The sequence below is a fragment of the Saccharibacillus sp. WB 17 genome, assembly GCF_008634075.2.
Taxonomy (GTDB): domain Bacteria; phylum Bacillota; class Bacilli; order Paenibacillales; family Paenibacillaceae; genus Saccharibacillus; species Saccharibacillus brassicae.
In genome coordinates, this window is sequence record NZ_VPFK02000039.1 from 11,146 (window position 1) to 36,759 (window position 25,614).

The 25,614-nt window shown below is 62.2% G+C and carries 20 protein-coding genes and 1 pseudogene; 12 read left to right on the plus strand and 9 right to left on the minus strand.

All coding sequences use genetic code 11. The annotated features are described in order from the left end of the window. Positions 1-65 precede the first annotated feature (65 nt). The 3 genes from FTE24_RS17715 (at position 66) to FTE24_RS17725 (ending at position 6,149) form a co-directional block, all read left to right on the plus strand. A complete protein-coding gene (locus FTE24_RS17715) occupies positions 66-3,977 on the plus strand; it encodes an S-layer homology domain-containing protein (RefSeq protein WP_160441818.1) in 3,912 nt (1,303 codons plus the stop codon). An 85-nt stretch (positions 3,978-4,062) separates the two neighbouring features. Beyond that, positions 4,063-5,025 (plus strand): response regulator, encoded by a 963-nt coding sequence (locus FTE24_RS17720; RefSeq protein ID WP_150234891.1) that lies wholly within the window; start codon positions 4,063-4,065, stop codon positions 5,023-5,025. Between the two features lie 167 nt (positions 5,026-5,192). Continuing rightward, a complete protein-coding gene (locus FTE24_RS17725) occupies positions 5,193-6,149 on the plus strand; it encodes a WYL domain-containing protein (RefSeq protein ID WP_150234892.1) in 957 nt (318 codons plus the stop codon). Between the two features lie 121 nt (positions 6,150-6,270). On the opposite strand, the gene FTE24_RS17730 is transcribed toward FTE24_RS17725, so the two are convergent. Continuing rightward, on the minus strand, positions 6,271-6,855 hold the full coding sequence (locus tag FTE24_RS17730; RefSeq protein WP_150234894.1) for a TetR/AcrR family transcriptional regulator: 585 nt from the start codon (positions 6,853-6,855) through the stop codon (positions 6,271-6,273). 234 nt (positions 6,856-7,089) lie between these two features. Between FTE24_RS17730 and FTE24_RS17735 the strand changes: the two genes are divergently transcribed. From FTE24_RS17735 to FTE24_RS17745, 3 genes are all read left to right on the plus strand, one after another. Then, the gene (locus FTE24_RS17735) at positions 7,090-10,248 is read left to right on the plus strand and encodes a hybrid sensor histidine kinase/response regulator (protein WP_150234896.1); all 3,159 of its coding nucleotides are present in this window, start codon (positions 7,090-7,092) and stop codon (positions 10,246-10,248) included. 98 nt (positions 10,249-10,346) lie between these two features. Then, positions 10,347-10,733 (plus strand): LytR/AlgR family response regulator transcription factor, encoded by a 387-nt coding sequence (locus tag FTE24_RS17740; protein ID WP_160441819.1) that lies wholly within the window; start codon positions 10,347-10,349, stop codon positions 10,731-10,733. A 46-nt stretch (positions 10,734-10,779) separates the two neighbouring features. Beyond that, positions 10,780-11,934 (plus strand): response regulator, encoded by a 1,155-nt coding sequence (locus FTE24_RS17745; protein WP_150234899.1) that lies wholly within the window; start codon positions 10,780-10,782, stop codon positions 11,932-11,934. A 167-nt stretch (positions 11,935-12,101) separates the two neighbouring features. Here the strand turns inward: FTE24_RS17745 and FTE24_RS17750 are convergent, their stop codons facing one another. From FTE24_RS17750 to pepT, 5 genes are all read right to left on the minus strand, one after another. Beyond that, positions 12,102-12,824 (minus strand): DsbA family oxidoreductase, encoded by a 723-nt coding sequence (locus tag FTE24_RS17750; protein ID WP_150234901.1) that lies wholly within the window; start codon positions 12,822-12,824, stop codon positions 12,102-12,104. 352 nt (positions 12,825-13,176) lie between these two features. After that, positions 13,177-13,797 (minus strand): acetate uptake transporter, encoded by a 621-nt coding sequence (locus FTE24_RS17755; protein ID WP_141447565.1) that lies wholly within the window; start codon positions 13,795-13,797, stop codon positions 13,177-13,179. A 356-nt stretch (positions 13,798-14,153) separates the two neighbouring features. Further along, positions 14,154-15,101: an aldo/keto reductase gene (locus tag FTE24_RS17760; RefSeq protein ID WP_150234903.1), complete on the minus strand. Its 948-nt coding sequence runs from the start codon at positions 15,099-15,101 to the stop codon at positions 14,154-14,156. A gap of 126 nt (positions 15,102-15,227) precedes the next feature. Continuing rightward, a complete protein-coding gene (locus FTE24_RS17765) occupies positions 15,228-15,833 on the minus strand; it encodes a pentapeptide repeat-containing protein (protein ID WP_141447564.1) in 606 nt (201 codons plus the stop codon). 18 nt (positions 15,834-15,851) lie between these two features. Next, the gene (gene pepT, locus FTE24_RS17770) at positions 15,852-17,087 is read right to left on the minus strand and encodes a peptidase T (protein ID WP_150234905.1); all 1,236 of its coding nucleotides are present in this window, start codon (positions 17,085-17,087) and stop codon (positions 15,852-15,854) included. 258 nt (positions 17,088-17,345) lie between these two features. Between pepT and FTE24_RS17775 the strand changes: the two genes are divergently transcribed. Next, positions 17,346-17,891, plus strand: coding sequence for a guanylate kinase (locus FTE24_RS17775; protein ID WP_150234907.1), 546 nt, complete (start codon positions 17,346-17,348; stop codon positions 17,889-17,891). A gap of 3 nt (positions 17,892-17,894) precedes the next feature. Here the strand turns inward: FTE24_RS17775 and efeB are convergent, their stop codons facing one another. Genes efeB through FTE24_RS17790 form a run of 3 tightly spaced genes read right to left on the minus strand, consistent with a single transcriptional unit; the run spans position 17,895 to position 22,056 of the window. Continuing rightward, positions 17,895-19,262 carry an iron uptake transporter deferrochelatase/peroxidase subunit gene (gene efeB, locus FTE24_RS17780; protein WP_150234909.1) on the minus strand — a complete coding sequence of 456 codons (1,368 nt, stop codon included), beginning with the start codon at positions 19,260-19,262 and terminating at the stop codon, positions 17,895-17,897. A 25-nt stretch (positions 19,263-19,287) separates the two neighbouring features. Continuing rightward, on the minus strand, positions 19,288-20,547 hold the full coding sequence (efeO, locus tag FTE24_RS17785) for an iron uptake system protein EfeO (protein WP_237401824.1): 1,260 nt from the start codon (positions 20,545-20,547) through the stop codon (positions 19,288-19,290). A 39-nt stretch (positions 20,548-20,586) separates the two neighbouring features. Beyond that, a complete protein-coding gene (locus tag FTE24_RS17790) occupies positions 20,587-22,056 on the minus strand; it encodes an FTR1 family iron permease (RefSeq protein WP_150234911.1) in 1,470 nt (489 codons plus the stop codon). 315 nt (positions 22,057-22,371) lie between these two features. Here FTE24_RS17790 and tatA point away from each other — a divergent pair. The 5 genes and pseudogenes from tatA to FTE24_RS17815 all read left to right on the plus strand — a co-directional run. Continuing rightward, a pseudogene (gene tatA / locus FTE24_RS23345) lies at positions 22,372-22,530 on the plus strand (twin-arginine translocase TatA/TatE family subunit); the annotation flags it as partial. Between the two features lie 112 nt (positions 22,531-22,642). Then, positions 22,643-23,350, plus strand: a complete 708-nt coding sequence (tatC, locus tag FTE24_RS17800; protein WP_150234915.1) for a twin-arginine translocase subunit TatC — start codon at positions 22,643-22,645, stop codon at positions 23,348-23,350. Positions 23,351-23,751: 401 nt separating this feature from the next. Beyond that, entirely contained in the window at positions 23,752-23,952 is a 201-nt protein-coding gene (locus FTE24_RS17805) for a cold-shock protein (protein WP_018976919.1), read from the plus strand. Positions 23,953-24,082: 130 nt separating this feature from the next. Further along, the gene (locus FTE24_RS17810) at positions 24,083-24,298 is read left to right on the plus strand and encodes a cold-shock protein (protein WP_141447556.1); all 216 of its coding nucleotides are present in this window, start codon (positions 24,083-24,085) and stop codon (positions 24,296-24,298) included. Positions 24,299-24,587: 289 nt separating this feature from the next. Further along, positions 24,588-25,586, plus strand: a complete 999-nt coding sequence (locus tag FTE24_RS17815; protein ID WP_150234917.1) for a beta-ketoacyl-ACP synthase III — start codon at positions 24,588-24,590, stop codon at positions 25,584-25,586. Positions 25,587-25,614 lie beyond the last annotated feature (28 nt).

The window sequence follows — 25,614 nt, forward strand, 5'->3', positions numbered from 1 at the left end:
ATGTCCGTTTGGTAGGCTGGAGCAGAAATAGAGGATGGCTATTCAAATCGGAAAGTGGGGGAATTATGGAATTCAAAAAATGGGGTTACGGCGTGAAACGGGGCTTCCGTTCGCTGCTGGTGGTGGCCGTCGTGATCGGTACGGCCGAAGGGGCTTTCGGAGCGATGGGCACGGCGCATGCCGCGGTCACGATCAATCCGGGCGGCGTGGCCGGACCGGTGTTGTGGATGAGATCGGATATGGACGCCGGTTCGATGAACGGAGAATCCGTGGCGGCCTGGAAAGATCAGAGCGCGTCGGCCAATAATGCGGCTCAGACCGCGGCGGCGTCACAGCCGACGTATTGGAATGATTCGGCGCACAATATCAACTTCAATCCGGTGCTGGATTTTGATCGGGACTTTTTGTCGCTTGGCATCAATACGCTGCCGCTTGGCAAAAAGGCCAGAACGGTCGCGATCGCGGCCAAAACCGATACGTTGTCCGGGATCAGCTATGTGATTGCGTGGGGAACGGCCAACAGCGTCAATACGGCCGCGGGCATGCTGAGAAACGGAAGCAAATTGGGACTGACTCCGATGAACTCTTCGACGGACCGCACCCAAACGATGTATTCCGTCGACAATCTGGTTAACGTTGAATTTCCGCATGAGCAGTTCCTGACTTGGACCGGCGGAGAAAGCGGAAACGACAATATTGCCAGATTGTACAGCAAAATGAAACCTGTCGAAGAGAATAAACCGAACGGATTCGGGCAAATCGTGCCCAAGATGTGGAATACGACCGACACGCACGGTGCGGCCATCGGCAAAGTCATTCCGGAAGGTCAAGCCGAAGGGTATTGGGACGGCAAGATCCTCGATATCATCGTATACGATCGCGCCCTGACGGATCTGGAGCGCCAAAAGGTGAGCACTTACCTGGCGATCAAGAACGGATATACAATCAGTCCGGGGGACACTTACGACGCTTCCTACCTCGATTCCGGCGAAAATAAAGTGTGGGACTCCGTACTCAACGGCTCGTACACGCACCGAATCACGAGCATCGGCAGCGATTCGGGCAGCGGCCTGAAGCAGAAGCAGGCCAAAGCGCAGGAAGCGGGCGCGGTCGTGACGGCGGCGCTGGGCACGGCCGTTCAGGAGACCAACTCGGCCAACCTCAACGAATTCGCCGCTGACCTGTCGTTTTTCATTTTCGGCGATAACGGCACCGACGCGAACTACACGCAGACCATTGCCCAGACACAGGACGTCTCGTTGAAGCGGATGGAGCGTATCCACAAAACGGATACGACCAACTGGGGCAATCAAGCGGTCACGCTGCAGCTCGATCTTGCGCCGCGCAATGCCGCGCAGCCGGAACAGCATTATCTGGTCGTCAGCTCCCGGGAAGATTTGCAGAACCCGAGATTTCTGCCTCTGGATGCGTCGGGAAGCATCACGCTCGGCAGCGATAAACTGGCCGACGGAGAGTTCTTCACGTTCGCCCATGTCGACAAGACGGCGCTCGACGCCAGAGTGTCTCTGATCGACGGCGAATTGACCGCAGGCAAGCTCAAAGAGAACGATTATACGCCGGCAAGCTGGTCCGTCCTGGTGGAGAAGCAGGCCGCGGCGAAGCTTCAACTCGGCAATCCGCTTGCTTCGCAGGCTCAAATCGACCAGGCGCTCAAAGCGCTGTCCGATGCCTACGACGGCCTGAAGCTTCAGGGAGTCTCGTTTGACCGGGCGGTGCTGGAAAAAGGATCTTCCGGTTCCAGCGTGACGGTGACGCTGGATCGCGGCGTGACGTTCGGCGGCCAGGTGCCGGCCGGCTTCACGGTTCGCGTCGGCAGCACCGACGTGCCGCTTCTGCCTTCGAATATCAGCGTCGATCCGCAGGATCCGACGCGGGTACGCATCAATCTGCCGGCCGATCTCGACTTGTCGAACGTTGACACGGTCGGCGTGTCCTACGATTCGGCGACGGGCAGCCTGCAAGGACTGAACGGCGGAACGGTCGGCAGCTTCAATGAACCGGCCCACAGCGGATTCGGCGCGGCGCTGACGATCGCGCAGCCGGATACGGTAACGGGCGTCGTCTACGGCGGCGAGCCGGCCTTCGGCGGCATGACCGAGCCGGGCACGGAATCGCTCGACGTCGTCGTTCGCGACGCGCAGGGCCAAATCGTCGCCGGCGCGGGCGGCGCGGCGGTTATCGACCCGTCGACCGGCGCCTGGAACCTGGCTTCGGAGCAGTCGCTGCCGCCGGGCACGTACACGGTTGAAGTGACCGCGAAGAAGAACGGGCAGGTCGCGGTGAAGACGCGCACGTTCACGGTCGTCGACAAAACGGCACTTCAGCAGCGCCGCGACGCCATCGTCGGCGAGGGTCTCAAGGGTTCCGCCTACACGCCTTCGACGTGGAACGAACTGCAAGGGGCGCTGGACGAAGCAGCGCAGGTCCTGGGCGACAAGACGGCGACGCAGGCCCGGATCGATGCCGCGCTGAACCGTCTGAACGCGGCCCGCTCCGGGCTGACGCCAGTACCGGTCGAACCGACGAATCCGACCAACCCGACGACTCCGGTTACGCCGCCGCCGTCCGTTCCGATTCCGTCTTCGCCGACGCCTGTACCTGCGGCGCCGAACAAGCAGATCATCTCGGTAGACGTGGCAGCCGGCTCGGAAGGTCTGACGGATCTGACGCGGGTCGAGCTGGAACGCACGACGAACGCAGACGGGTCGCTGAGCGACCAGGTGACGTTTACACCGGCCAAAGCGCAGGAAGCGATCGGCAAAGCACTGGCCAAAAACGATCCGACCGCGCGGATTCTTATTCCGGATCCGACCGACGCGATCGGCGAAGTCAACGTCAATCTGCCGCAGGCGACGATCGCGCTGCTGACCCGCAGCGGCGTGAATCTGGAGATCCACAACCCGAACGGCACGGTCGTCGTGCCGGCCTCTTCGCTCGAAGGGGTAGCGGGCGACCTGTACTTCCGCCTCGTGCCGATCAAGCAGCCGCAGCAGCGGCAGCAGGTCGAGAATCGCGCCGTGACCGAACAGGTCGTGCGCGAGCTGAGCGGCAACCGAGCGGCGACGGTCGCCTCGCGTCCGATGACGATCGAGACCAATCTGTCGAGCCGTCCGGTGACGCTCGTGCTGCCGCTGGACGCGGCAAAACTGCCGGCGAACGCGGCGCAGCGCGCCGACTTCCTGCGGGAACTGGGCGTGTATATCGAACACAGCGACGGCACCAAGGAAGTGGTACGCGGCGAAGTCGTGACGATGGACGCGGCGGCGGGCGGCAAGCTCGGCCTGCGTTTCGGCATCCAGAAGTTCAGCACGTTCACGATCGTGCATCTGGCCGAAGCGGCGCATCATGACGCGTATATCCAGGGGTACACCGACGGCACGCTGCGTCCGGATCAAGGTGTGATCCGGGCCGAGATGGCGGCGATGCTGAGCCGTCTGGGCCAACTGCAAGCGGCCTCCGGCACGCAAGCGTCCGCCTTCTCCGATCTGCGGAGCGGCTATTGGGCCGGCGATTACGTCGGTCAGGTCACGACAGCGGGCTGGATGAAAGGGTACACGGACGGCAGCTTCAAGCCGGACGGCGCGATTACCCGCGAAGAAATGGCTTCGATCGCGTTCAACTATCTGGGTCTGAAGGCAGGAAGTTCGACCGGCGGGTTCCCGGATGTCCGGGCCAACGGCTGGTCCGGCGGCATCATCGCCGCCGTGCAGAGCGAAGGTCTCATGTCCGGCTACCCGGACGGCACGTTCCGTCCGCAGCAGGCGCTGACTCGGGCCGAAGCGGTCACGATCTTGAACCGGCTGTTCGACCGCGGACCGCTGCACGGCGCGGAAGGCGCGACATGGCCGGACGTATCGGCTGCGCATTGGGCTTACGGCGATCTGATGGAAGCTTCGCTGGACCATGATTATGCCAAGCGCAGCGGCGGAGGCGAAGATTGGGTGGCTGCCGACTGAAGATTGACGACCCTGTCCGGAACTTTCCGGGCAGGGTCTTTTTAACGAATTCGATATCAGGAAACGAAAGAAAGGAAGCGGTCATATGAAAGCGCTGCTGGTCGACGATGAAAGATTGGCGCTGCTGCGGTTGAAAAGCATGCTGGAGCAGGAGGAAGGGGTGCGGATCGCCGGCGTGTTCAGCGATGGCAGCCAGGCTCTGGAAGGGATACGGGAAACGGCACCGGATATCGTCTTTCTCGATATCGGTATGCCCGAGATCGACGGATTGGAACTGGCTTCCCGGATTCGGGCCGCCGACGCGTCGGTCGATATCGTATTCACGAGCGGCTCGATCCGGCATGCGGTCGAAGCGTACGAATATTATCCGCTGGATTATATGAGAAAACCGATCGATCGCCAGCGGCTCAGCCGAACGCTCGACCGGGCCCGGCATCGCTTGACGGCGGAGACCCGGGAAGCGACCGGCGCGGCCGGACAACCCGGACTGCGCTGCCTGGGACCGCTGCAGGTCGAGCGCCCCGGGCGCGGGCCGGGTTACCCGAAATGGCGAACGACCAAAGCGCAGGAACTGTTCGCTTACCTGCTGCACAACCGGGGACGGATGGTCGGCCGGGACACGCTGTTCGAGCTGCTGTGGCAGGGATTTCAGCCGGACCGGGCGGCGTCCCAACTGTACAATACGATCTATACCGTCCGGGCGGTACTGAAGGACGAAGGGCTTGACCTTACACTGTCCAAAGGCGGTCCGGCGGCGGGCTACCGGCTGGAAACGGGCCCGGTCAAACTCGACGTCGAAGACTGGGAAGAAGGGCTTGCGGCGCTGCCGCCGATCGGGCCGGAGACGGTGAGTCTGCACGAAGCGTCTCTGCGCGGCTACACGGGCGATTATCTGGCCGAACTGGATTACGCGTGGGCAGACAGCGAGCGCGAGCGGCTGCGGCGGCTCTGGATGGCGCATGCCCGGCAGTTAAGCCAGTTCTATCGCGCGCAGCGGATGCGCAGCGAAGAAGAAGCGGTCGCGCAGCGGCTGCACCACTTCAAATAGCCGTGTGCGGGGTTCCGGCGGACAGGCCGAACAGGATAAGGGCATAAGGGGATAAGGGCGGCGCCGATTTTTGGCGCTCGCCCTTTTGGTCGCAATCGGGTATAACAGACAGGGAAGGCAAGCCGCCCGATCGTGACATTTCCGGCTTGGCGAAGGAGGAACCCCGTGTGAACAAGACCGATCGCATGCTGGCGATTCTGCTGCGGCTGCAGCGCAGCGGAACGCTTAGGGCGGAAGATTTGGCCGAAACGTTCGAGACGAGCGTCAGAACGATTTATCGCGACATGCAGGCTTTGAGCGAGGCGGGCGTTCCGCTGCTGGGCACGCCCGGCAGCGGCTACTCGTTGATGGAAGGTTATTTCCTGCCGCCGGTGATGCTGACTGCGGACGAAGCGCTAGCCGCGCTGATCGGCGCCGATTTCACCGCGCGGCATTTCGGCGGGCGCGTGCGTCTCGGTTCGGGTTCTTTTCGCGAAAAGATCGAAACCGTGCTGCCGCCGGACCTGCGCCGGGACGTGGAGCAGCTGCGCGAAACGACGCGGCTCCTGATCGAAAATGTCTCGGCGGCGGACGAAGAAGAATTCGAGCGCACGGAGCTGCTGCGCCGCGCGGTGCTGGAGCGGCGCAACGTCCGGTTCGGCTACACCAGAGCGGGAGACGAAGCGCCGACATCCGCGGAAGCGGCATCCGCTTCGCGTACTGTGTCCCCGTACGGCCTGGTCTGGATGCGGGGCGCCTGGATGTTGATCGCCTACTGCCATGCGCGCGAAGCGATCCGGCATTTTCGCGTGTCGCGGATGGAGCGGCTGGCCGTGCTCGACGAAACGTTCCGCTTGCCCGACGATTTTCGGCTGTCCGATTACCGGGCGCCGGACGATCGCTCGATGCGGGCCGTCGTCCGGGCGAACGCCGCGGCAGCCCGGACGGTCCGGGAGCAGCGGCCGTATTACCTGGAGAGCGCCGAAGCCGACGGAGCGGATTGGCGGCTGCATTTTCGCATGCGCCGGACCGAGGACCTGCTGCCGCTGCTGCTCTCGCTCGGATCTTCCGCCGAAGTAATCGAACCGCCGGAGCTGAGAGAGCAGCTGCGCGAAGAACTGCGATCCATGCTGCAGCGGTACTGAACCGAAGCCCAACGGAAGCGATGCGGCAAAAGAAAAGCGAACGGCCGCGAGCATCGCGCCGTTCGCTTTTTTGATAACGCTTTTTGGATCAGAACAGCTTGAACGCGGCTCCGATCCATCTTCATTCCGCGGGCGGGAAGCGCTCGACGATCATCGATTCCAGCAGCGCATACGCTTTTTCCAGATCCAGCTCCGGCCGAAGCATTTTCTGGAGCGCCAAGCCGTCGAAGCAGGCGAGCAGCACCGCGGACAGCGCTTCGCGTTCTTCCGCCTCGATGACGGGCAGCGCGGCCTGCAGCACGCCGGAGATGCCGCCCTGCCCGACCCGCAGCAGCTCCGCGATCTCTCCGGCCAGCTCCGGGCTGCGCAGTCCCAGCGCGAACAGCTCGTAGCGCAGCTTGTACCATTCCGGCCGGTGGGTGTCCGCGTCTTCGCCGGTCTCCGGCAGCGGCTGCGCGGCGGCGTCCGGCCCGGCATCTCGCTCGGCGGACAGCCCTCCGAATTCCGCTTCGTACCGCCGGCAGCTTTCGCGCACGACTTCGTGCAGAATTTCTTCTTTGGTCTTAAAATAGTAATGAACCAATCCAGGCGCGGCCAATCCGGCTTCCGCCGCGATCTCCTTGATCGACGCGTCCGAATAGCCCCGGCTCGCCATCGCCCGCGCCGCGGCTTCGACGATTTGTTTTTTTCTCGGATTTTCTCTCATGCCGTTCCTCCTTATAGCCCGAATCTTCGCTGCATTTAGCCTAGCAGGTCGTCTGCCGCTCCGCAATCCGGCGCGCGGACCTCGGACGAACACGGGGAAACGGCAGCGGCCCCAACGAATTTTCGCCGGGGTATTCACAAAAAAAGCCCCGCTTCCGAAAAAAGGGAAACAGACGTTTTTTAAATAACGGTCCGGACCTTCAGCGCCGTTCCGCAAGGAAAAGAGAACGAATACATGCTAAAAAAATGGTTGATCCTGCTTCTTGGCTTCTTTTTGGTTCTGGTCGTGCCGGCGATCGGTCTGTTCAACACGATTTCGGCGCAGCAGGGCGCGCCGGAAGCGTCGGACGGCAGGCTCGATCTGGGCGGCTGGGATTACGCGTCCTACGGAGCCGTCTCGTTAAGCGGCGAATGGGAATTTTATCCCGGCGTCCTGCTGGGTCCCGGCGATTTTTCGGGCACCGAAGCCGGGCGGACGATTCTGCGCGTTCCGTCTGCCTGGAATCGGGCCATGCCCGGCGGGGCGATCGGGATCGGGACTTACCGGCTGGTCGTCGAGCTGGGCCGCGAGACGAACGAGGATTACGGTCTGCGCGTCGCCAACGTGCGCATGGCGAGCCGGACTTACCTGAACGGCGAAGAGATCGGTTCGAGCGGCGTACCGGCCGCGACGCCGGAAGCGGGCATTCAGGCCAATCTGCCGTATACCGGATTCACGCGCCTCTCCGGTTCGCAGGCGGAACTGATCGTGCAGGCCGCGAATTTCAGTTACGCTTCGGGCGGAATCGTCGATACGATCGATTTCGGGCCCGAGAACGTCATTCTGCGCGAGGAGCAGAGCGACTGGATCCGGGACTTCGTCGTATTGTGCGGATTTCTGCTGCCCGGCCTGCTGTTTCTGCTGCTGTACGTGCTGCATAAAAGAGAGCTGCCCCAGCTTTTTCTCGGGTTGTTCTGCATGCTGGCGGTGCTGTACATTTTGACCCACGGCGAGAAAATGATCGGTTTTCTGCTGCCGGAACTGCCTTACGCGGCCGTGATGAAGCTGCAGGCGGTATCGTCCAACCTCATCTATCTCATGCTGGTGGCCTACATGTACGTGCTCATGCCCGGGACGGTGCACCGAACGATGCTGCGGGCTTACGCGGTGCTGTCGTTCGGCGGCGCGTTCGCGGCGCTCGTGCTGCCGATGGCGATCTTCTCGCACGTCGAGGCGACGCTGTTCACGGCCGCGCTGATCAGTATCGCGTACACGATGCTCGTCACGTTCCGCTGGGTCAGCCGGCAGCCGGAAGACGCGAATCTGGTCGGGCTCGGCCTGTTGGCCATCTCCATGTTCATCCTGCTGATGGTCATCGGGCAGGTGACGGGGCTGGACATCAGCCGCTTGGCGATCTACGAATTGGTGCTGTTCGTGCTTGCGCAGACGGTGCTGATCATTCGCCGGTTCGTCCGGGCGTTTGCCGACGTCGAACGGCTGTCGAAGCGGCTGCTCACGCTGGACGGACTCAAGGACGAATTCATGGCCGATACGTCGCACGAGCTGAGAACGCCGCTGCACGGCATTATCAATATCGCGAGGTCGATGCTGGAAGGTGCGGCGGGACCGGCTTCGAGCAAGCAAAAAGAAAATCTGGCGATCATCATGACGACGGGGCAGCGGTTATCGCGGCTCGTCGACGACCTGCTGGATTTCTCCCGCCTCAAAGAAGGCCGGGTCCGCCTGGCCGCCCGTCCGCTGTACCTGTCTTCCGTCGTGCAGTCGGTCATGGAGGTCGTCGCCTACACGCTGGACGGCAAGCCGATCTCGGTTCGGCAGGAATGCCCGGACGATCTGCCGTGCGTACGCATGGACGAAGACCGGCTGCGGCAAATTTTGTACAATTTGCTCGGCAACGCCGTGAAATATACGGAGCGGGGCGAGATCTGCGTCCGCGCGTCGGCGTCGGGCGATTGGGTGACGGTCGAAGTGTCCGACACGGGCGTCGGTATCGAGCGCAAGCGCTGGCCTGATATTTTCCGCCGGTTCGAACGGGCTGAAGAGACGGAAGGGCTGCGGGGAGCCGGTCTCGGCTTGAGCATTACGCGGGAACTGGTGGAACTGGGCGGAGGCCGGATCTGGTTGGAATCGGAACCCGGCGCGGGCACGACTTTCTTCTTCACGCTGCCGATCTCGGCCGAGACGCCGGATCGCGGCGAAGAAGACCGTCTGGTGAGAGCGGGAAGCGGCCCCGAAGCGCAGTCCGGCCTGCCGGACCCGCTTGACCTCTTCCGTTCGCCGCGGGCGCGGCCCGAACCTTCGGCATTCTCCGGGTTGTCCGGCCGGTCCGGTACGTCCGGTACGTCCGATACGTCCGGCGCGGATCAACCGGACGAAGCGGCCGCGCCGGTTGGCGACGCGGGCCGGATTCTGATCGTCGACGACGATCCGGTGAACCGGCGCGTGCTGCTCAACCTGCTGGCGACGGTCGGCTGCGACGTTTCGGCCGTATCCGGCGGCGCCGAAGCGCTCGCTTTTCTCGACGTCCATCCCGATATCGAGCTGGTCGTCACCGATTGGATGATGCCCGGCATGTCCGGGCTTGAGCTCAGCCGGGAGCTGCGCAGCCGCCGTTCGCTGGCCGAGCTGCCGATTCTGCTGCTGACCGCGCGCGGGCTTCCGGAAGACGTGCGGGCCGGCTTCGACGCGGGCGCGAGCGATTTTCTCGGCAAGCCGGTCGACGCCGGCGAGCTGCGCGCCAGAGTGCGCACGCTGATCGGCATGCGCCGCGCGGCCGAAGAAGCGGTCCGAACAGAAATGGCTTTTTTGCAAGCCCAAATCAAGCCTCATTTCCTGTACAATGCGCTTAACGTGATCATCGCCACCTGCCCGGTCGATCCCGACAAGGCGACCGAGCTGCTGATCGAACTGAGCCAGTATTTGCGCGGCAGCTTCGATTTCCGCAATCGGGACCATCTCGTTCCGCTGCACAAGGAACTGGAACTGGTCCATTCGTATATCGCGCTGGAGCAGGCCCGCTTCGAAGAACGGCTGTCGTTCGTCTGCGAGACCGACGATCTCGTCGGCGTGTTCGTGCCGCCGCTGAGCATTCAGCCGCTGGTCGAGAACGCCGTCCGCCACGGCATCATGCAGCGCGCTGCGGGCGGCGTCGTCCGTCTGGAGATTCGCGACAACGGCCGGTCGGTCTCCGTCCGCGTCGAAGACAACGGCGTGGGGCTCGGGCCGGAGGAGTTCGGCGAGATCATGGCCGGCCGGCGGGGCGGCGTCGGCCTGCGCAATATCCATCGCCGCCTCTCCGCGCTGCACGGCGCTTCGCTGCACCTGGAAGAGCGGCCTGCCGGACGCGAAGGCACTGCGATCGGCTTCGAACTGCCGAAGGATGCCGGGCTCTAAGGCCGGATTCCGGCTTGTTCAGAAAATGTTCAGCCCTGTCCGTTATGCTGGTTGCAGCGGACGGATACGTCCGCGTTCCCGGGAAAGGGCTGAGAAATTTGCGGATCTATATATTGGACAGCGACGAAAGGTCCTCCCTGCTGACCGCCCGAATGTTGGAAGAATATACCGACATCGACCTGCTCGGCTGTTCGGGAGACGCGTCCCCGGGATTGCAGGAAGTCGCCCGGCTTGAGCCCGATGCCGTATTCATCGACACGAAGCTCGGGTGCATCTCCGGACTTGCGGCTTCCGAACGGCTGCTGCGCGAGTTCCCCCGTCTGCACGTCGTCTACGTGACGGCCAGCCGGGAGTACGCGGTCGAAGCGTTCGAGCAGCAGGCCTTCGACTATCTGATCAAACCCCTGACGCGGGAAAGGCTGGCGCGGACGGTCGTCCGGCTGCGGCATTCCTGCGAAAACGCTTCGCGGCGCCAGGACGATTAGGCGTTCGCGGACATAGACAAGTCATACACAACAGGAGTGAGTAGGCATGCGGGCAATGCTGATCGACGACGAAAAGCCGGCTTTGATGCACTTGGAGCGCCTGCTGCGAACAGACGGACGAATCGAGCCGGCCGTTCTGTGCACATCGGCGCGCGAAGGCCTAGAACGGCTGGAACGGGAACAGGTGGATGCCGTTTTTCTGGATATCGGCATGCCCGAGATGAACGGGCTCGAAGCGGCGGAGTATATCCAGCAGGCCCGCCCCGGCATCGCGATCATCTTCGTGACGGCCTATTCCGATTACGCGGTGGAAGCGTTCGACCTGCAGGCGATCGATTACCTGCTCAAGCCGATCGGCACGCCGCGCCTGCAAAAAGCGATCGACCGGCTCGTGCCTTCCGTTCAAGCCAGACAGGCCGCCGGTGTCCCTTCGGCGCCCGTCTCTCCGGCGGCGGACGAAGAGCGGCCGCCTGCGGACATCTTGACTTTTCGCCGCCTGGAACTGGTCGATCCCGAGTCCGGCGACGTTCGTGCGATCAAATGGCGCACGGCGAAGGCGCAGGAACTTTTCGCCTACCTGCTGCATCAAGGCGAGCAATGGGTGCGGCGCGACGAGCTGATCGACCTGCTCTGGCCGGACGCCCCGATCGATAAATCGGCGGCGTATCTGCACACGTCCGTCTACCAGCTGCGCAAGATGCTCAAAGAGTGGAATCCCCGGCTGCAGCTGGAATACCGGCAGGAGAGTTACCGCCTGCTGCGCGGCGGGGCGGCGTCCGACGCCGAGCTGTTCGAGCGCGGCAGCGAACAACTGCCCCGCGACGCGGCCGGGCGAATGTCCGGCCTGCAGCGGCTGCTCGCCATGTGGCGCGGCGGGTACCTGGAGCAGCACGACTACGGCTGGGCCGAGAACCGGGCCGACGAGTTAAAGAGGCTGCGTCTGCGCCTGACGCTGGAGCTGGCCGAACGGGAGCGGGAAAGCGGCAGTCCGCAGGAAGCGATCCGCCGCCTGAGCGCGCTTCAGGGCGAAGAACCGTTCGCCGAAGACGTTTGCCGGGAGCTGATGCGGTCCTGCGAAGCGGCCGGAGACAAGCGGCAGGCGCGCGAACATTATCTGTCGCTGGAGCGCCTGCTGCAGGAAGAACTCGGCGTCAAGCCGGAATCGCAGACGGAGCGTCTGTACGAGCGGATGCGAAGCTGAATATCGCAGTGCACCCCAAAAAAAGCCCCGATGACCGCATCTGCGGTCATCAGGGGCTTTTCTGTGGCTTATACGGCGCCGGACGGCAGGCAGTCAGGCATCCGGCTCCGTAAACGGAACGCCTGAGCCTGCCGGGCGCCGAACCGGCAGCACGTCCGCAAGCGGGCTTACTCCGACTTGGCCTGCGGCACCGCGCACGAACCGTCCGAACATCCTTCGGCATCGCCGTCGTCCGCGCCGAGCACGGTCAGCGGCGAACGTTCGCCCCAGGCGCGGGTCAGCGCCTGATCGAACACTTCGTCCGGCTGCGCGCCCGATACGGCGAACTTGCCGTCGAGCACGAAGAACGGTACGCCGCGCACGCCGAGCTGCGTCGCCTGTTCTTCGTCCGCCCGGACGTTTTGGGCGTAGGCGTCCGAGTTCAGTACGCCGAGCACTTCGTCCTTGTCCAGGCCCGCTTCGGCCGCAAGCTTAGCGATCTCTTCGGGATCGCCCAAGAAGGCGCCTTCGGTGAAGTAGGCCTGCATCAGGCGTTCGGTCACGGCCTGGGACAGCCCTTTCTCCGCCGCGAAATGCGCGACGCGATGCGCATCGAACGTATTCGTGTAGCGCATCCGGTCGAAATCGTAATGCAGGCCGACGCCGTTGGCCGCTTCGCCGACGCTGCGGTTCGAAGCGATCGCCTGTTCGCGGCTCATGCCGTACTTGCCGGCGAGCAGATCGTGAATATCGCCTTCGGTATGCACATGGGCATTCGGGTCAAGCTCGAAGCTTTTGTAGACGACTTCGACCTGATCCTGATGCGGGAACCGCTCCAGGGCGTGTTCCAGACGGCGCTTGCCGATATAACAGAACGGGCAGACATAGTCCGACCAGACTTCGATTTTCATGGGAAAAACTCCTTTTGCCGCTGCATGCGGACGACGCGCTTGCGATTCTCGGGAGATCGGGCAGCGCGCGGCGTTCCGCAGGAATGGCTGTGATTTGCTTACTTAACATCATTATAGTTACATTTAGTAAGTAAATCAAGCCTTTTTATGAAAAGAAGGGCTTCCTACGCTGTTCTGACCCTGTTCCGACGCTGTTCCGACGCTGTTCCGACGCTGTTCCGACGCCAAGTCTCTGCATCCGCCGCGCGTCGCCGCAGCAAGTCCGTACACGCGGCACGCGGCACGCCGAACGCAAAAATCCCGCTTCGCGTACATACGCGAAGCGGGACGGTCGAACGTTGGCCTGTTCCGGTTAAGGACGGGGCTTGAAGATGCCGAACGGTCTGCCGATCGGCAGGAACTCGCGGCCGAAGTGCGCGTTGAGCACGTTGGCGCCGCAGCCGTACAGCGACAGCAGGCCGATCGCCATTTCCGCGTAAGCGGCGAGCTGGTGGAAAAATTCCGGAGCGCCGAACGCGTCGAACGTCAGACCGAGGAACAGCACGTCGATCAGGCAGAAGATGAAGAACAGCACTTTGTTCGTCTCCATCGCCCCGATCGTCATGAACAGGGTGAAGACCAGATAGCCGCCAAACGCGAAGCCGAGCTGCTTGCCGTCGACAGACCCGGCCAGTTCCGGTCCGAACGTGCCGAGCTTGATCATCCAGTTGGCCGCCATCGCGAACCAGAAAAACGCGTACGCCGCAAAAGCGGTCATGCCGAACGTATTGTCGTGCTTGGCGTCCTGGATCGCAGCGAACAACTGGGCGCAGGCGCCCAGGAAAACGGCCCAGGCCGCGGCGTAACCGAGACCTTCCGTCAGTCCGAGCTTCTGCGACGAAGCGACGAGCGTGACGATGGCCAGACCGAACAAGCCGATGGCGCCGGGATCGGCGGTAGTGATTTTGACGTGGGTAGGGGACGGGTGATTCATGATTCTGTTATTCCTCCAACAATGCAAGATAGAAAGCGGATAAGGCCCGGAGCTTTACGTTCCGTGTAGAACTCAACTGACCTATTGTACTCGAAAAGAAAGCCGAAATGAATATGGAAAGTCACGTTTTTTCGAAAAAATTTCGGGAATCGGCAGCGGGAAGAAAGTGGATGCGCTTACCGGGCCCGCGATTCGAAAAAACGGCTTTCTGTCCGTGCGGACGAAGAGACGCTTTCCGCCCACCCGGTTTGCGGACACGCCAAAAAACCGCCGGCCGAAGCCAACGGTCTTGAACAGGCAGCCAAGCGATAACGATCACGACGGACTCCGGCGTGATCCGGTCAGCGTGTTCCGGTTCAGTCCCGGAACAGGAAGTCGATCTGTTCGATCTGCTGCGGCGTCAGCGCGACGTCGAGCGTTTTGAGATTGGCGGCGACCTGCTGGTCGTTTTTGGCGCCCGGGATAACGGCATCGATCGCCCCGCGCGTCAGATACCACGCGAGGACGACGTTTGCGACGCTCGCTTCCTGCGCGCCGGCGATCTCGCGCAGCCGGTCCACTTTTTCCACGTTGCGCTTGAAGTGTTCGCCCTGGAACAGCGGATTCTTCAGCTTGCTCTCGTCCAACGTGTCGTCCGCGCCGTATTTGCCGGTCAGCAGGCCCGAAGCCAGCGGGAAATAAGGCACGAACGAGATGCCGTTCTCTTGGGCATAAGGAAGCAGTTCGGCTTCCGCGCCGCGCTTGAACAGATTGTATTCGCCCTGGACCACGTCGATATGCCCGTCCTTGTTGCCTTCGCGGAGCTGCTCCATCGAGAAGTTGGACACGCCGATCGCGCGAATCTTGCCTTCCCGCTTCAGCTTGGCGAGTTCGCCGACCGCTTCGTCTTTGGGCGTATGGTCATCCGGGAAATGGATATAGTAGAGATCGATATAATCGGTGCCGAGCCGCTTGAGGCTGTCTTCGACCGATTGGCGCAGGAAAGCCGGGGAATTGTCGATTTCCACGCCGCCGTCCGTTATTTTGTGCGCGCCTTTGGTGGCGATCACGATCTCGTCTCGGCGTCCGTACGATTTCAGCACTTCGCCGATCAATTCTTCGGAGCGCCCGGGACCGTAGATGAACGCCGTATCGAGAAAATCGATGCCGCTCTCGAGCGCCGCGCGCACGGAAGCTTTGCCGGCTTCTTCGTCCAGGTTCGGGAACAGGTTATGCCCGCCGACCGCGTTGGTGCCGAGTCCGATCGGATTGACCCGAAGTCCGCTTTTGCCCAAAGTCGTTTTCTGGTGTGCCGCTTTCGTCATTGCAAAAACCTCGCTTTCCGGAACTGGGAATAGGAAAAGGGAGACGCCGCGCTGTCGCAACCGCGTCTCCCCGGTATCCTGTTTATTTACCCAAAAAGTCGTTCGCTCAAAAAGCGTGGCTGCGCCTCAATCGACTTTTGCCCCGTAGGCGCGCATGAACAAGACGGCCTGCTCGCGGTCCATGCGCACGTTTTTGACGTCCAGCGATTTGAAATCGACGCCGTCGAGAATCGCTTCGCGCAGGTCCGCGCCCTGCAGCTTCGCTCCGGCCAGCACGCAGCGGGTCAGGTCCGCTCCGCGCAGATCGGCTTTTTGCAGGCTGGTCTGCGACAGATCGGCTTCGAAAAAGCGCGCTCCGCGCAGATCCTGCCGGTCCAGCCGCGTCTGCCGCAGGTTCGTGTACGACCAGTCGCCGCGCACGACGGTGAAGCCGTCCAGTTTCGCGCCCGCGAAGTCGGACCCGGTCATCTTGCAGCTGTCGAACTTGGCCGCGAACAGATTCGCTTCCGTAAACTTGCAGTTCTCGAACGCCGAATCGGTATGGATCGATCCGTTCATCGAAGCGCCGCGAAAATCGCATTCGGTAAACCGGCAGCCTGTCGTCAGAATCTCTTCCATCGAACCGTAGGCGAAGCGGCAGCGGACGAACGTGCAGTTGACCAGTTCGCCGTCGCGCATCTCCTGCGAGCCGAAATCGACGTCTTCGTATTCGCGATTTTGATATTCGAACATGTCGATGGCGCCTCCCGTCTAGGCCCGGCGCTCGAACGCCTGGACGACTTCCAGAATGACTTCGGTCGCTTTGACCATGTTGTCGGCGGAGACGAACTCGTAACGGCCGTGGTAGTTTTCGCCGCCGGTGAAAATGTTCGGCGTCGGCAGGCCCATGTACGACAGCTGCGAGCCGTCGGTGCCGCCGCGGATCGGACGGATGTCCGGCTCGATGCCGAGCTTCTTCATCGCGTCGCCGACCAGATCCACGATCTCGATCACCGGTTCGATTTTCTCGCGCATATTATAGTACTGATCGCGCAGCTCCAGCAGCACGTTCTCGTCGCCGTACGTCTGACGGAACTCGCCGGCGATACTTTCCATGAGCTTTTTGCGCGCTTTGAAGCTGCTGCGGTCGAAATCGCGGATGATGTACGACAGCGTCGCCTGATCCGTTCCGCCGTTCATGTCGAGCAGGTGGAAAAAGCCTTCGTAGCCTTCCGTGAATTCCGGCGACTCCTGCTCCGGCAGGCGGCGGTGGAACTCCATCGCGATCTTGGCGGCGTTGATCATTTTGCCTTTGGCCGTGCCCGGATGGACGCTCACGCCTTTGATCGTCACTTTGGCGGCCGCCGCATTGAAGCTTTCGTATTCCAGTTCGCCGAGCGGGCCTCCGTCCATCGTGTAGGCGTACTTCGCGCCGAACGCTGCCACGTCGAAGCGCTGCGGGCCGCGCCCGATCTCTTCGTCCGGCGTGAACGCCACGCGGATCTTGCCGTGCTTCAGTTCGGGATGCGCGATCAGATGATTCAGGGCGGTCATGATCTCGGCCATGCCCGCTTTGTCGTCGGCGCCGAGCAGCGTCGTGCCGTCGGTCGTCACCAGCGTGTGGTCGACGTAATGCGTAAGCTCCGGGAAATCGCGCGGGGAGAGCACGATGCCCAGTTCCCGGTTCAGCACGATGTCTCCGCCGTCGTAGCGGTCCACGATCTGCGGATTGACGTTGGCGCCGCTCAGTTCGGTTGCCGTGTCGAGATGGGCGAGGAAGCCGATGACCGGCACGTCGCCTTTGTCGGTATTGGCTTCGAGTGAAGCCATGACGTAACCGTTTTCGTCGAGCGTAATTTCGGTAAGGCCCATTTCTGTCAGCTCGCGCACGAGCTGCTCGGCCAGCTTCATCTGTCCCGGCGTGGACGGGCAGGTCTCGCTGTCTTCGTTGGACTGGGTATCGAAACGGGCGTAGCGGTCGAGACGTTCGATCAGCTCTTTTTTCATGGATGCAAAGCCTTCTTTCCGTGGGCCGTCTCCGGCGGGCATTCCGACCGGATCGGCACTTCGATTTGGCGGCCCGGCTCGCACGCAAACATGCGGCGGGCACGCGCATACCGTTAGTTTATCATGAAAAAGGCTTTCGAAAAAAGTGCGGCCCGGCTGGCGGATTGCGCCCGAACGTGAGAAAATACACGTTGCATCTTATCAGACCGAATCGGAGAAGCCGTGCTTCCCGCAAGTTCGGTATTCGGAGGTTGGAACATGAACGTATCCCTGGTTGTTTTTCAAGGTCCGAGCGCTTCGGGCAAAAGTACGCTTCAAGCGATGCTGGGGCTGCCCCGCATCGTGACCTGGACGTCGCGGGCGCCGCGCGCCGGCGAGATCGACGGAGTCGATTACCACTTTGCGCCGCGGCAGACGCTTGAGCGGATGAAGGAAGCGGGAGACATGCTGGAGACGAGCGAATACCGCGGCCACCTGTACGGTACGTCGCTCGCTTCGATCGAAGGAACGGCCCGCGGCGCGGGGCTGCGTTCGATCGTGCTCGACGCAAGCGGCGCCCGCGTCGCCCGGGCGCTGCTCGGCGAGCGCGCGCTGCTGCTCGGCGTGTCCGCTTCGCGCGCCGAATGCGAAGCGCGCCTGCTGGCGCGCGGGTCGGACGCCGCGCAGATCGCGGCGCGCCTCGCCGGATACGACGAAGAGATCGCGGCCTTGAGCGGCTGCGACCTCATCGTGCGAAGCGGGGACGACGCCCTGGAGCGGGCGGGCGAGATCGTGCAGGCGCTGCGCCCGCTGCTCGGCGCCTAGCGGCTAGCCTTCCAGCAGGCGCTGCCCCACGTATTCGCCGGGCTTCCAGCCGCCCGGACAGGCGAACAGGCCGCTCGCGATATGCACCGTATATTCGTTCAATTTGTCCATTTGGCTCATCAGCCGCAGCATCGGCACGAACTGCTTGTCCGGGTCGCGCTGGTAGCTGAGGAACAGCAGTCCGGCGTCTACATTGCCGGTCCGGGCATCAATCCCGCCCGTATACGAATAGGCCCGGCGGTGCATCTGCGCACCGTCTTGTTTGGCGAGGCGGACATGGGAGTCCGCGGGCAGTTCGCCCGGCGAGACGGTGTCGAATTCGCCCGTCTTGCCGTAGGCCGCGCCGGAGTCTTTGCGCCGGCCGAACGTGTCTTCCTGGTCCTTGAGCGAGGAACGGTCCCACACTTCCAGCAGCATGCGGATTTTGCGGTAGGCGAGATAGCTGCCGCCCCGCATCCAGTCCGGCTCGTCTTCGCCGCACCAGACGACGTCGCCGTAGCCGGCGCCGGAATCGTGCAGCGCGTTGGCCGTGCCGTCCTTGAAGCCGAACAGGTTGCGCGGCGTGCTGCCCGGAGGCGAGCTGATGAAGCCTTCCTGCATCCACAGCACCGAGGCGGTAAAAGCCGACAGCCGGATCAAATTGCGCGCCGCGTGAAAAGCGACCTGTTGGTCTTCGGCGCACACCTGCACGCAGATGTCCCCGCCGGACAGCGCTTCGTCGATCCGGTCTTTCGGCATGCGCGGAATGTCGCGCAGATGCTTGGGCGCCCGCGCCGCAAGGCCGAACTGATCCTGTCCGCCCTGCGCGAACAGGGAAGGGCCGAACCCGAACGTGACGCTGAGCTTTGCGGCCGGAAGGTCGACACTTTCGCCGCTGTCGCTCGGCGGCAGCAGGCGCCCGTTCGCTTCGACGGCGGAAGCGCCGCCCGTGCTGAGGTCGCAAAAGCGGGTCCAGTCCCGCAGCAGGCCGATCAGCGTCTTGCGATCGGCTGCCGTCACCTTGAAGCCGACCAGATACATATAGGTCTGCTGCGGGGTGACGATGCCGGCCTGGTGGTCGCCGTAGAAGTCCAGCCGCTCATTCGCGGCCGCCGCCGGTTCTCCGCCGACCGCGGCCGGCGGGGCTTCCGCCGCTCCGAACATTTTCAGGATGGCGCCGAGGCCGCTTGCGCCCAGCGCGATCCCTCCGCCCGCGGCTGCGGACATTTTGAGCATTTCCCGCCGCGTATAGCCTTTTCCCGAACGGTCCGAACCGCCCGCTTCGCTTGCTCCTGCGACTTCGCCTGCCTTCGCTTCTTGCGCCGAAGGATTCCCGTCTAAGCTTTCGGTGCCGCGTTCGCCGTCTGCCGGTTCGTGCTTTGTGTGCTTCATCTTTTCGTCCTCCGCTCCGTGGCGCCTACAAGATTTTCGCCGTCTGCGACATCAGTTCCGACAGTTGGGACAGCTGATCGCTCAGTTCCCGGATTTGTTCCGTCTTGAGATCGGTGTAGAGCGCATAGCTGCCGTCTTTGTTATATTGGGCCAGCGTCTCTTCCATCGTGCGGAATTGTTGGTCGAGCTGGTCCGCCAACTCCCGGTGTCCGTCGTTCAGCGCCGGGATCATCGCGAAGTAGACCGCTTTGGAGCCTTCCACGTTCGCGGCCAGATCGACCAGGTCGGTATGCGAATACGTCTCTTCCTCGCCCGTGATCTTCGAGGTTGCCGCTTCGTTCAGCAGTTCCATCGCGCCGGCGACCATCGCTTCCGGTTCGAGCTTGAGGTCGGCGACTTTGGCTTGCAGCGCTTTGACGTCCGTCATGAGCAGATCCGCGTATTTGCCCTGGCCTTCCAGCGAACCGTCTTCCCACAGCGCGCGTTCGATCCGGTGGAAGCCGGTCCACTGTTCTTCGTTCTCCACGTCCGGCAGCCGCGCGTCGATCTTCGGATCAAGGTCGCCGAGACTTTCCGCGATCGGTTCGATATTTTCGTAATAGGTACGGGAGACGGGATAAGCGGTTTTGGCCGCTTCGATATCGCCCGCTTTGACCGCGTCGGCGAACACCTGCGTCTCTTCCACAAAGCGGTCCGTCTGCTCGCGCACGTATTTCTCGTAGCCGGCGACGGCTTCGGCGAGCACTTCGGAAGCGTCGGCGTCGGTCTTTTTGGCCGTCAGCAGGTCGTCCAGAGCGCCCTGCAGCTTGCCGGCGTTGTCGGTCAGCGCAGCGTAATCCATTTTGTCATAGGCGGAAGCGGAAAAGATCGGCATCTCGTATTTCTCCACTTCGGTGTACAGCAGCGGTAAGCGGTCGCGCACCGTGTTCTCGTAGGAGAGCCACAAATCGTTGATCGATCCGCTGAGTTCCTTGACTTTGGCATCGTCTTTGGCGGCGAGCGCCGCCTGGAATTGCGTCGTCTCGTCCTTCATCTTCTGCGCGCCCTGCCGCACCGCTTCGTCGGCTTCGTTATCTGCCGCGGTGTCCGCCGGAGCCGGCGCTGCGGAAGTGGGCTCCTCGGCGGCTGCGGGAGCGGTCTGCGTACTTGCGGCCGTGTCTTCCGCGGCGGCGCCGCAGGCGCTCAGCGCCAGCATCGCGACCAGGGCGGCCGAAGAGAGGATGGCGAACGGGAGCTTGCGGCGGGGCGTCGGTTCGTTATTTTTGATCGGGTACAGATGGGTCATGGGGGTACCTCCGTAAATGGAATAGGAAAAAAAGCGGGATCAGGCCGCCCGGCGGCTTCTGCGGGTCAGCAGCGGACCGGCATAAGCGGCCAGCGCGGCGGACAGGAGCAGCAGTTGGGGCAGCGTGCTGTACCATGAGGAATACAGGCTGATCGACGGGATCGACGGCAGGTAACTTTCGGTCGTGGACGGAATCAGACCCGCCATCTGCAGGCTGTGAATGCCCGAGCCGAGAAATTTGAAGCCCAGATAGAACACGACGACGCTTGAAATGAGGAAAAAAGGTCTCAACGGCAGCCGGTCGCCCAGCTTCAGGATGACGACGGCGACGACGATCAGCACGCCGAATCCGGCTGCGATGCCCAGCAGCAGTTCGCGTCCCGGCATCCGGCCGGCGAGGCCGATCAGGAAAATGACCGTCTCCAGTCCTTCGCGCACGATCGCGAGAAAAGCGAGCAGCGCAAGCGAAAACGTCCGCCCGCCCGAAAGGGCCCGGCGGCTGCCTGCTTGCAGCTTCTCGTTCCAGCGCCGGATATCGGAGCTGCGGTGCAGCCAATACCCGACGTACAGCAGCATGGCGGCGGCCGCGATGCCGGTCCAGCCGTTGAGCAGCGAGTTGCCCGCCCCGAACACGGAAGCGGACAGCAGCAGCGAGACGCCGGCACCCGCCGCGACCGAGAACAGCAGGCCGGCCGCCGAACCGGCGACGATCCAGCGCTGTCCGCGCGCGGAGCCGGACTTGCGGACGAAAGCGAGCAGCGAGCCGACGACGAGCAGCGCTTCGAGCCCTTCCCGGATCGGAATGAGCGCCGCGTCGATCCAGCTGTAGCCGGCGTCCGCGAGCGGCGTCAGCGCGGCGATCATGCCGTCGAGCAGCGGCACGGCCCGGTCGATCTGGTCCGGATCATCCAGGTAGGCGGGCAGCAGCACGAGATCGCGTTCGGTATTCGCGTAGACGGAAGCCGAACGGCCGACGACTTCGCCTTCGACGGCCAGCCACAGGTTCTGCAGCTCCCGCGCTCCGCGGGCCGCGCCGTCCGGATCGCCGGCTTCGATCGCCGATTTGACGCCGCCAAGCTTCGATAGGTAAGCGCCGAGCGTCATGCGGGTACGGCCGTCGTTGTCGGCGTAGGCCCCTTCGTCGTAGCTGACGAGCGCCAGACGCAGCGCTTCAAGCTTCGAGCGGATCTCCTCCGCATCGCCGCCGACGTAGGCCAGCGACACGTCGGCGATCCCGCTGCCGATTTCGGCGGCAAGCGCCGCGGAGTCGGCTTTGGCGCCCTGCTTGCTGCGGGCCCACCAGGACTTGACCGGGGCGAAGCTGGCTTTCGAAGCTTCCGCGTCGCCGCTGCGGAGCTGAAGCAGGGCCGCGTCCACGGCCGCGAGCGCGTCGGCCGGCGCATCGCCGGCAGCCGAAGCGTGCCCGCCGAAGATGCCGAGCAGCAGAAGCAGCGCCAGCAGGACGGCCGGGACACGAACGCGGACAGGAATCAGAAACGGGATGGACATGGACGGATCTTCCTTTCCGGGTAACGCCTCGTTCGTTTGTTTCGTTTTGATAATGATTATCATTTGGTTAAAAGTAACTCTGAGTATAGAAGCGCGGAAGAAGGTTGTCAATGTCAAAAAATTAGCAGGTACGTTCAGGGCGAGCGGGAAGGAAAAGCCCATAACGGCAAGGATTACAGCCGAATATTTACCGAAACGGTTTTCCGGTTTCCGGGGAGAGATTTAAGTTTGACAAGGGCTTTGCCTCGCTCTATACTAAGTTTATTTCGCTTGGATGATAATCATTATCAATTATGTAAAACGGAGGCGTTGAATATGGCTTTTGGGCCAGGAAGCATTGCGGTCGTAGTAGGGGTGGCCTTGCTGGTGTTCGGTCCGAAAAAGCTGCCGGAGCTCGGACGCGCGGCCGGAGAGACGCTGAAAGAATTCCGCAGCGCGACGCGGGGACTCGGAGACGACTCCGCCAAGGATTCGGGCGCGGGCGGACGCAAATCGGCCGACGCGGCGCCGACGGTCGCCCTGTCCAAAGAGCCGGTTGAAGGCGAAAGCGGGGGAGGACGGCCCGACTCTCCCTGACGAGGCGCGCATGGGACTGCTCGATCACGTGGTCGAGCTGCGTCGGCGCCTGCTGGTATGCGCGGGCGTTTTTCTGGTGCTGTTCGTCGGAGGATTCTTCGCGGCGCCTCCGGTCATCGGCCTGCTCGAACGTTCCGGCGCGGAGCTTGGTCTGTCGCTGCACGTGTTCCGCGTGACGGACGCGCTCTCCATTATGGTGCAGGCCGCATTCTGGTTCGCCGCGGTGTTGATTCTGCCGCTTGCGCTGCACCAGACGTGGCAGTTCGTCAAGCCGGGGCTGTACGGAGCCGAACGCCGCGCGATCCGGCTGCATATCTTCGCGATCTTCGCGTTGTTTCTGGTCGGGGCGGCGTTTGCGTACGAGATCGTGTTCCCGATCATGCTGCGCTTCATGTTCGGGCTGACGGCGGAGTTGGGACTTGAGCCGGTGATCGGCATTCGCGAATATTTCGACTTCATGCTGCGCCTCGTCGTCCCTTTTGGCATCCTGTTCGAACTTCCCCTTCTATTGACGCTGCTGACCCGGCTCGGGATCGTGACTCCGGCTTCGCTACGGCGTATCCGCAAGTACGCGTATTTGGCCCTGCTGGTCGCCGCCGGCTTCATCGCTCCGCCGGACGCGCTGTCGCTGCTGATCGTGACGCTGCCGCTCATCCTGCTGTACGAGGCGGGGATCGGCATCAGTTCGCTGGCTTACGGAAAAGTCCGGAGTTCGTAATTCCGCCTCGCCGGATCGGGAGCGCTGGCGGAGACGGCTATGCCTTCAGGCGCCTGCCGGTTCCGCCGAATGCGGCCGCAAAAACCAAAAAAGTGCACAGGGCTTTTTCCCAGGTCCGGCGTGGCTTAAAGCGAGCGTCCAAGCTAAATTCCGGGCGGAATTATCGAAAAAATAGCGGAAACGTTTGCTTTTGGGGAAAGGCTGTGGTAATATTTTAGGTAACAGCGAATATGAATATGCCTCCTGATTTCACATATTGGAAAGGGTTGTCATGTATGGGTTATGGAACCTTTTCCAATGTGTGATTTTTTTATATCCCCACGGAGCATAAAAAATGCATGTTGACCGGACTTGGATCATCTCCAAAGCTCCGGAATCAAAATTTTTGGAGGTTTTCTCTCATGGAAACAGGAACAGTAAAATGGTTTAACGCAGAAAAAGGTTACGGCTTTATCGAAGTAGAAGGCGGAAGCGACGTATTCGTTCACTTCTCCGCTATCCAAGGCGACGGTTTCAAAACCCTCGACGAAGGCCAACGCGTAGAATTCAACATCGTTGAAGGCAACCGTGGACCACAAGCTGAAAACGTAACTAAACTGTAAGAACTCAATGAACGGACTGCTCTTAACCATGCGTTGGGGGCAGTCCTTTTTCACTTGGAAACAACTTTTTAATGGTTAACATATACCGGGACCGGCTGCGGCCCCTATCAAATGCGGGGAGGCATCGAGCATGTATTTTCGTAAAAAACAGGACGAGGAACTTGTGAAAGAAAGCACCGCCGTATGGACTTGCGAGCAGGAAGACTGCAAGGGCTGGATGAGGGACAACTTTTCGTTCGAGGATGAACCGAAGTGTCCGATCTGCTCGTCTTCGATGAAACGGGATACGAAAATGCTTCCGGTGCTGGCCAATCCGACCGGAGATCCGAAAGCGCAGAACAAGTAAGACCGGCAGACCGGTCGAAAGTATAGCGCCATACATGAGTTCATTGAAGACCCAATATCAAATCGTTTTCGGTACGAATCGCTCGTTTTGAGCCTCGAACCGGAAGCGATTTTTTTTGTTTGGGCGGGTGCATGCAGGTTGGAACGGCCGAAGTGCGGCGAATATGAGAAACCGCGCGGACCGTCCGTCGTATAAGGAAGACAAAACCCGAAGCAGCTGGCCGCGGATCACGAATTCGCGGCCGGCGAACGCCGGAGGGTGGGTCAGATATTCGGTAGGGGGAATGGTTATGGAAGCGCGTCATGTCAAAATTACGGGAACGGGACGGTATTTGCCGGGCGACGGCATATCGGCTGCAGAGATCGACGACAGGCTGGGCACCGAACCGGGCTGGGTCATGCGCAAGACGAGCGTGGCCAACCGGCATTTCGTCGGGGCGGAGACCGCTTCGCATATGGGGGCGCAAGCGGCCCGCGAAGCGCTGGAGCGAGCCGGGTTGGTTTTTGCCGATATCGACTGCCTCGTCTGCGCAAGCGGCACGATGGAGCAGCCGATTCCGTGCACGGCCGCGCTGATCCAGCGCGCGCTGGGCGAAGAACAATCCGGCGTGCCGTGCTTCGACATCAATGCGACCTGCCTGAGCTTCGTGACCGCGCTCGACACGCTGTCGTACCTCGTGGACGCGGGCCGCTATCGCCGGGTACTAATCGTGTCCAGCGAGATTGCTTCCAAAGGGCTGAACTGGTCCGACAAGGAAAGCGCGGCGCTGTTCGGCGACGGAGCCGCCGCCGCGGTCGTGGAACGCTCCGCCGCGGGCGAGCCTTCGCGCATCCTGCATGCCCGGATGACGACGCACAGCGCGGGCGCGCACCATTCGGAGATCCGGGGCGGAGGCAGCGGCCTGCCGTCTGCTTCCTACAGTGAAGCGGCAGCCGCCGATTATCTGTTCTCGATGGACGGCGAAGGTATCTTCCGCCAGGCTTCGCGCCTGCTGCCGGCGTTTATGCAGGAACTGCTGGGCGGCGCCGGCTTGTCCATGGCCGACTTCAAGCTCGTCGTGCCGCATCAGGGCAGCGTGATGGCCATGCGGCTGCTTCAGCGCAAGCTGGGCATTAGCGAGGAGCAGATGCTCTATATCGCGCCATATTACGGCAACGTTATCGCCGCTTCGATTCCGCTTGGCCTGGACCGGGCCGTGCGCGAAGGCCGGCTGGAGCGCGGCGACAACGTGCTGTTGGTCGGCACGTCGGCCGGGCTGTCGCTCGGCGGCGTCGCGCTGGTCTATTGAGGCGGACAACGGACGGACACGCGGGGCG

Coding starts and splice junctions, on each gene's coding strand:
- FTE24_RS17775 (WP_150234907.1), top strand. CDS start 17,346: ATGAACGTATCCCTGGTTGTTTTTCAAGGTCCGAGCGCTTCGGGCAAA.
- FTE24_RS17760 (WP_150234903.1), bottom strand. CDS start 15,101: ATGACGAAAGCGGCACACCAGAAAACGACTTTGGGCAAAAGCGGACTT.
- FTE24_RS17755 (WP_141447565.1), bottom strand. CDS start 13,797: ATGAATCACCCGTCCCCTACCCACGTCAAAATCACTACCGCCGATCCC.
- FTE24_RS17790 (WP_150234911.1), bottom strand. CDS start 22,056: ATGTCCATCCCGTTTCTGATTCCTGTCCGCGTTCGTGTCCCGGCCGTC.
- FTE24_RS17805 (WP_018976919.1), top strand. CDS start 23,752: ATGGAAACAGGAACAGTAAAATGGTTTAACGCAGAAAAAGGTTACGGC.
- FTE24_RS17810 (WP_141447556.1), top strand. CDS start 24,083: ATGTATTTTCGTAAAAAACAGGACGAGGAACTTGTGAAAGAAAGCACC.
- efeB (WP_150234909.1), bottom strand. CDS start 19,262: ATGAAGCACACAAAGCACGAACCGGCAGACGGCGAACGCGGCACCGAA.
- FTE24_RS17745 (WP_150234899.1), top strand. CDS start 10,780: ATGCGGGCAATGCTGATCGACGACGAAAAGCCGGCTTTGATGCACTTG.
- tatC (WP_150234915.1), top strand. CDS start 22,643: ATGGGACTGCTCGATCACGTGGTCGAGCTGCGTCGGCGCCTGCTGGTA.
- pepT (WP_150234905.1), bottom strand. CDS start 17,087: ATGAAAAAAGAGCTGATCGAACGTCTCGACCGCTACGCCCGTTTCGAT.
- FTE24_RS17815 (WP_150234917.1), top strand. CDS start 24,588: ATGGAAGCGCGTCATGTCAAAATTACGGGAACGGGACGGTATTTGCCG.
- FTE24_RS17715 (WP_160441818.1), top strand. CDS start 66: ATGGAATTCAAAAAATGGGGTTACGGCGTGAAACGGGGCTTCCGTTCG.
- FTE24_RS17735 (WP_150234896.1), top strand. CDS start 7,090: ATGCTAAAAAAATGGTTGATCCTGCTTCTTGGCTTCTTTTTGGTTCTG.
- FTE24_RS17730 (WP_150234894.1), bottom strand. CDS start 6,855: ATGAGAGAAAATCCGAGAAAAAAACAAATCGTCGAAGCCGCGGCGCGG.
- efeO (WP_237401824.1), bottom strand. CDS start 20,547: ATGACCCATCTGTACCCGATCAAAAATAACGAACCGACGCCCCGCCGC.
- FTE24_RS17765 (WP_141447564.1), bottom strand. CDS start 15,833: ATGTTCGAATATCAAAATCGCGAATACGAAGACGTCGATTTCGGCTCG.
- FTE24_RS17720 (WP_150234891.1), top strand. CDS start 4,063: ATGAAAGCGCTGCTGGTCGACGATGAAAGATTGGCGCTGCTGCGGTTG.
- FTE24_RS17750 (WP_150234901.1), bottom strand. CDS start 12,824: ATGAAAATCGAAGTCTGGTCGGACTATGTCTGCCCGTTCTGTTATATC.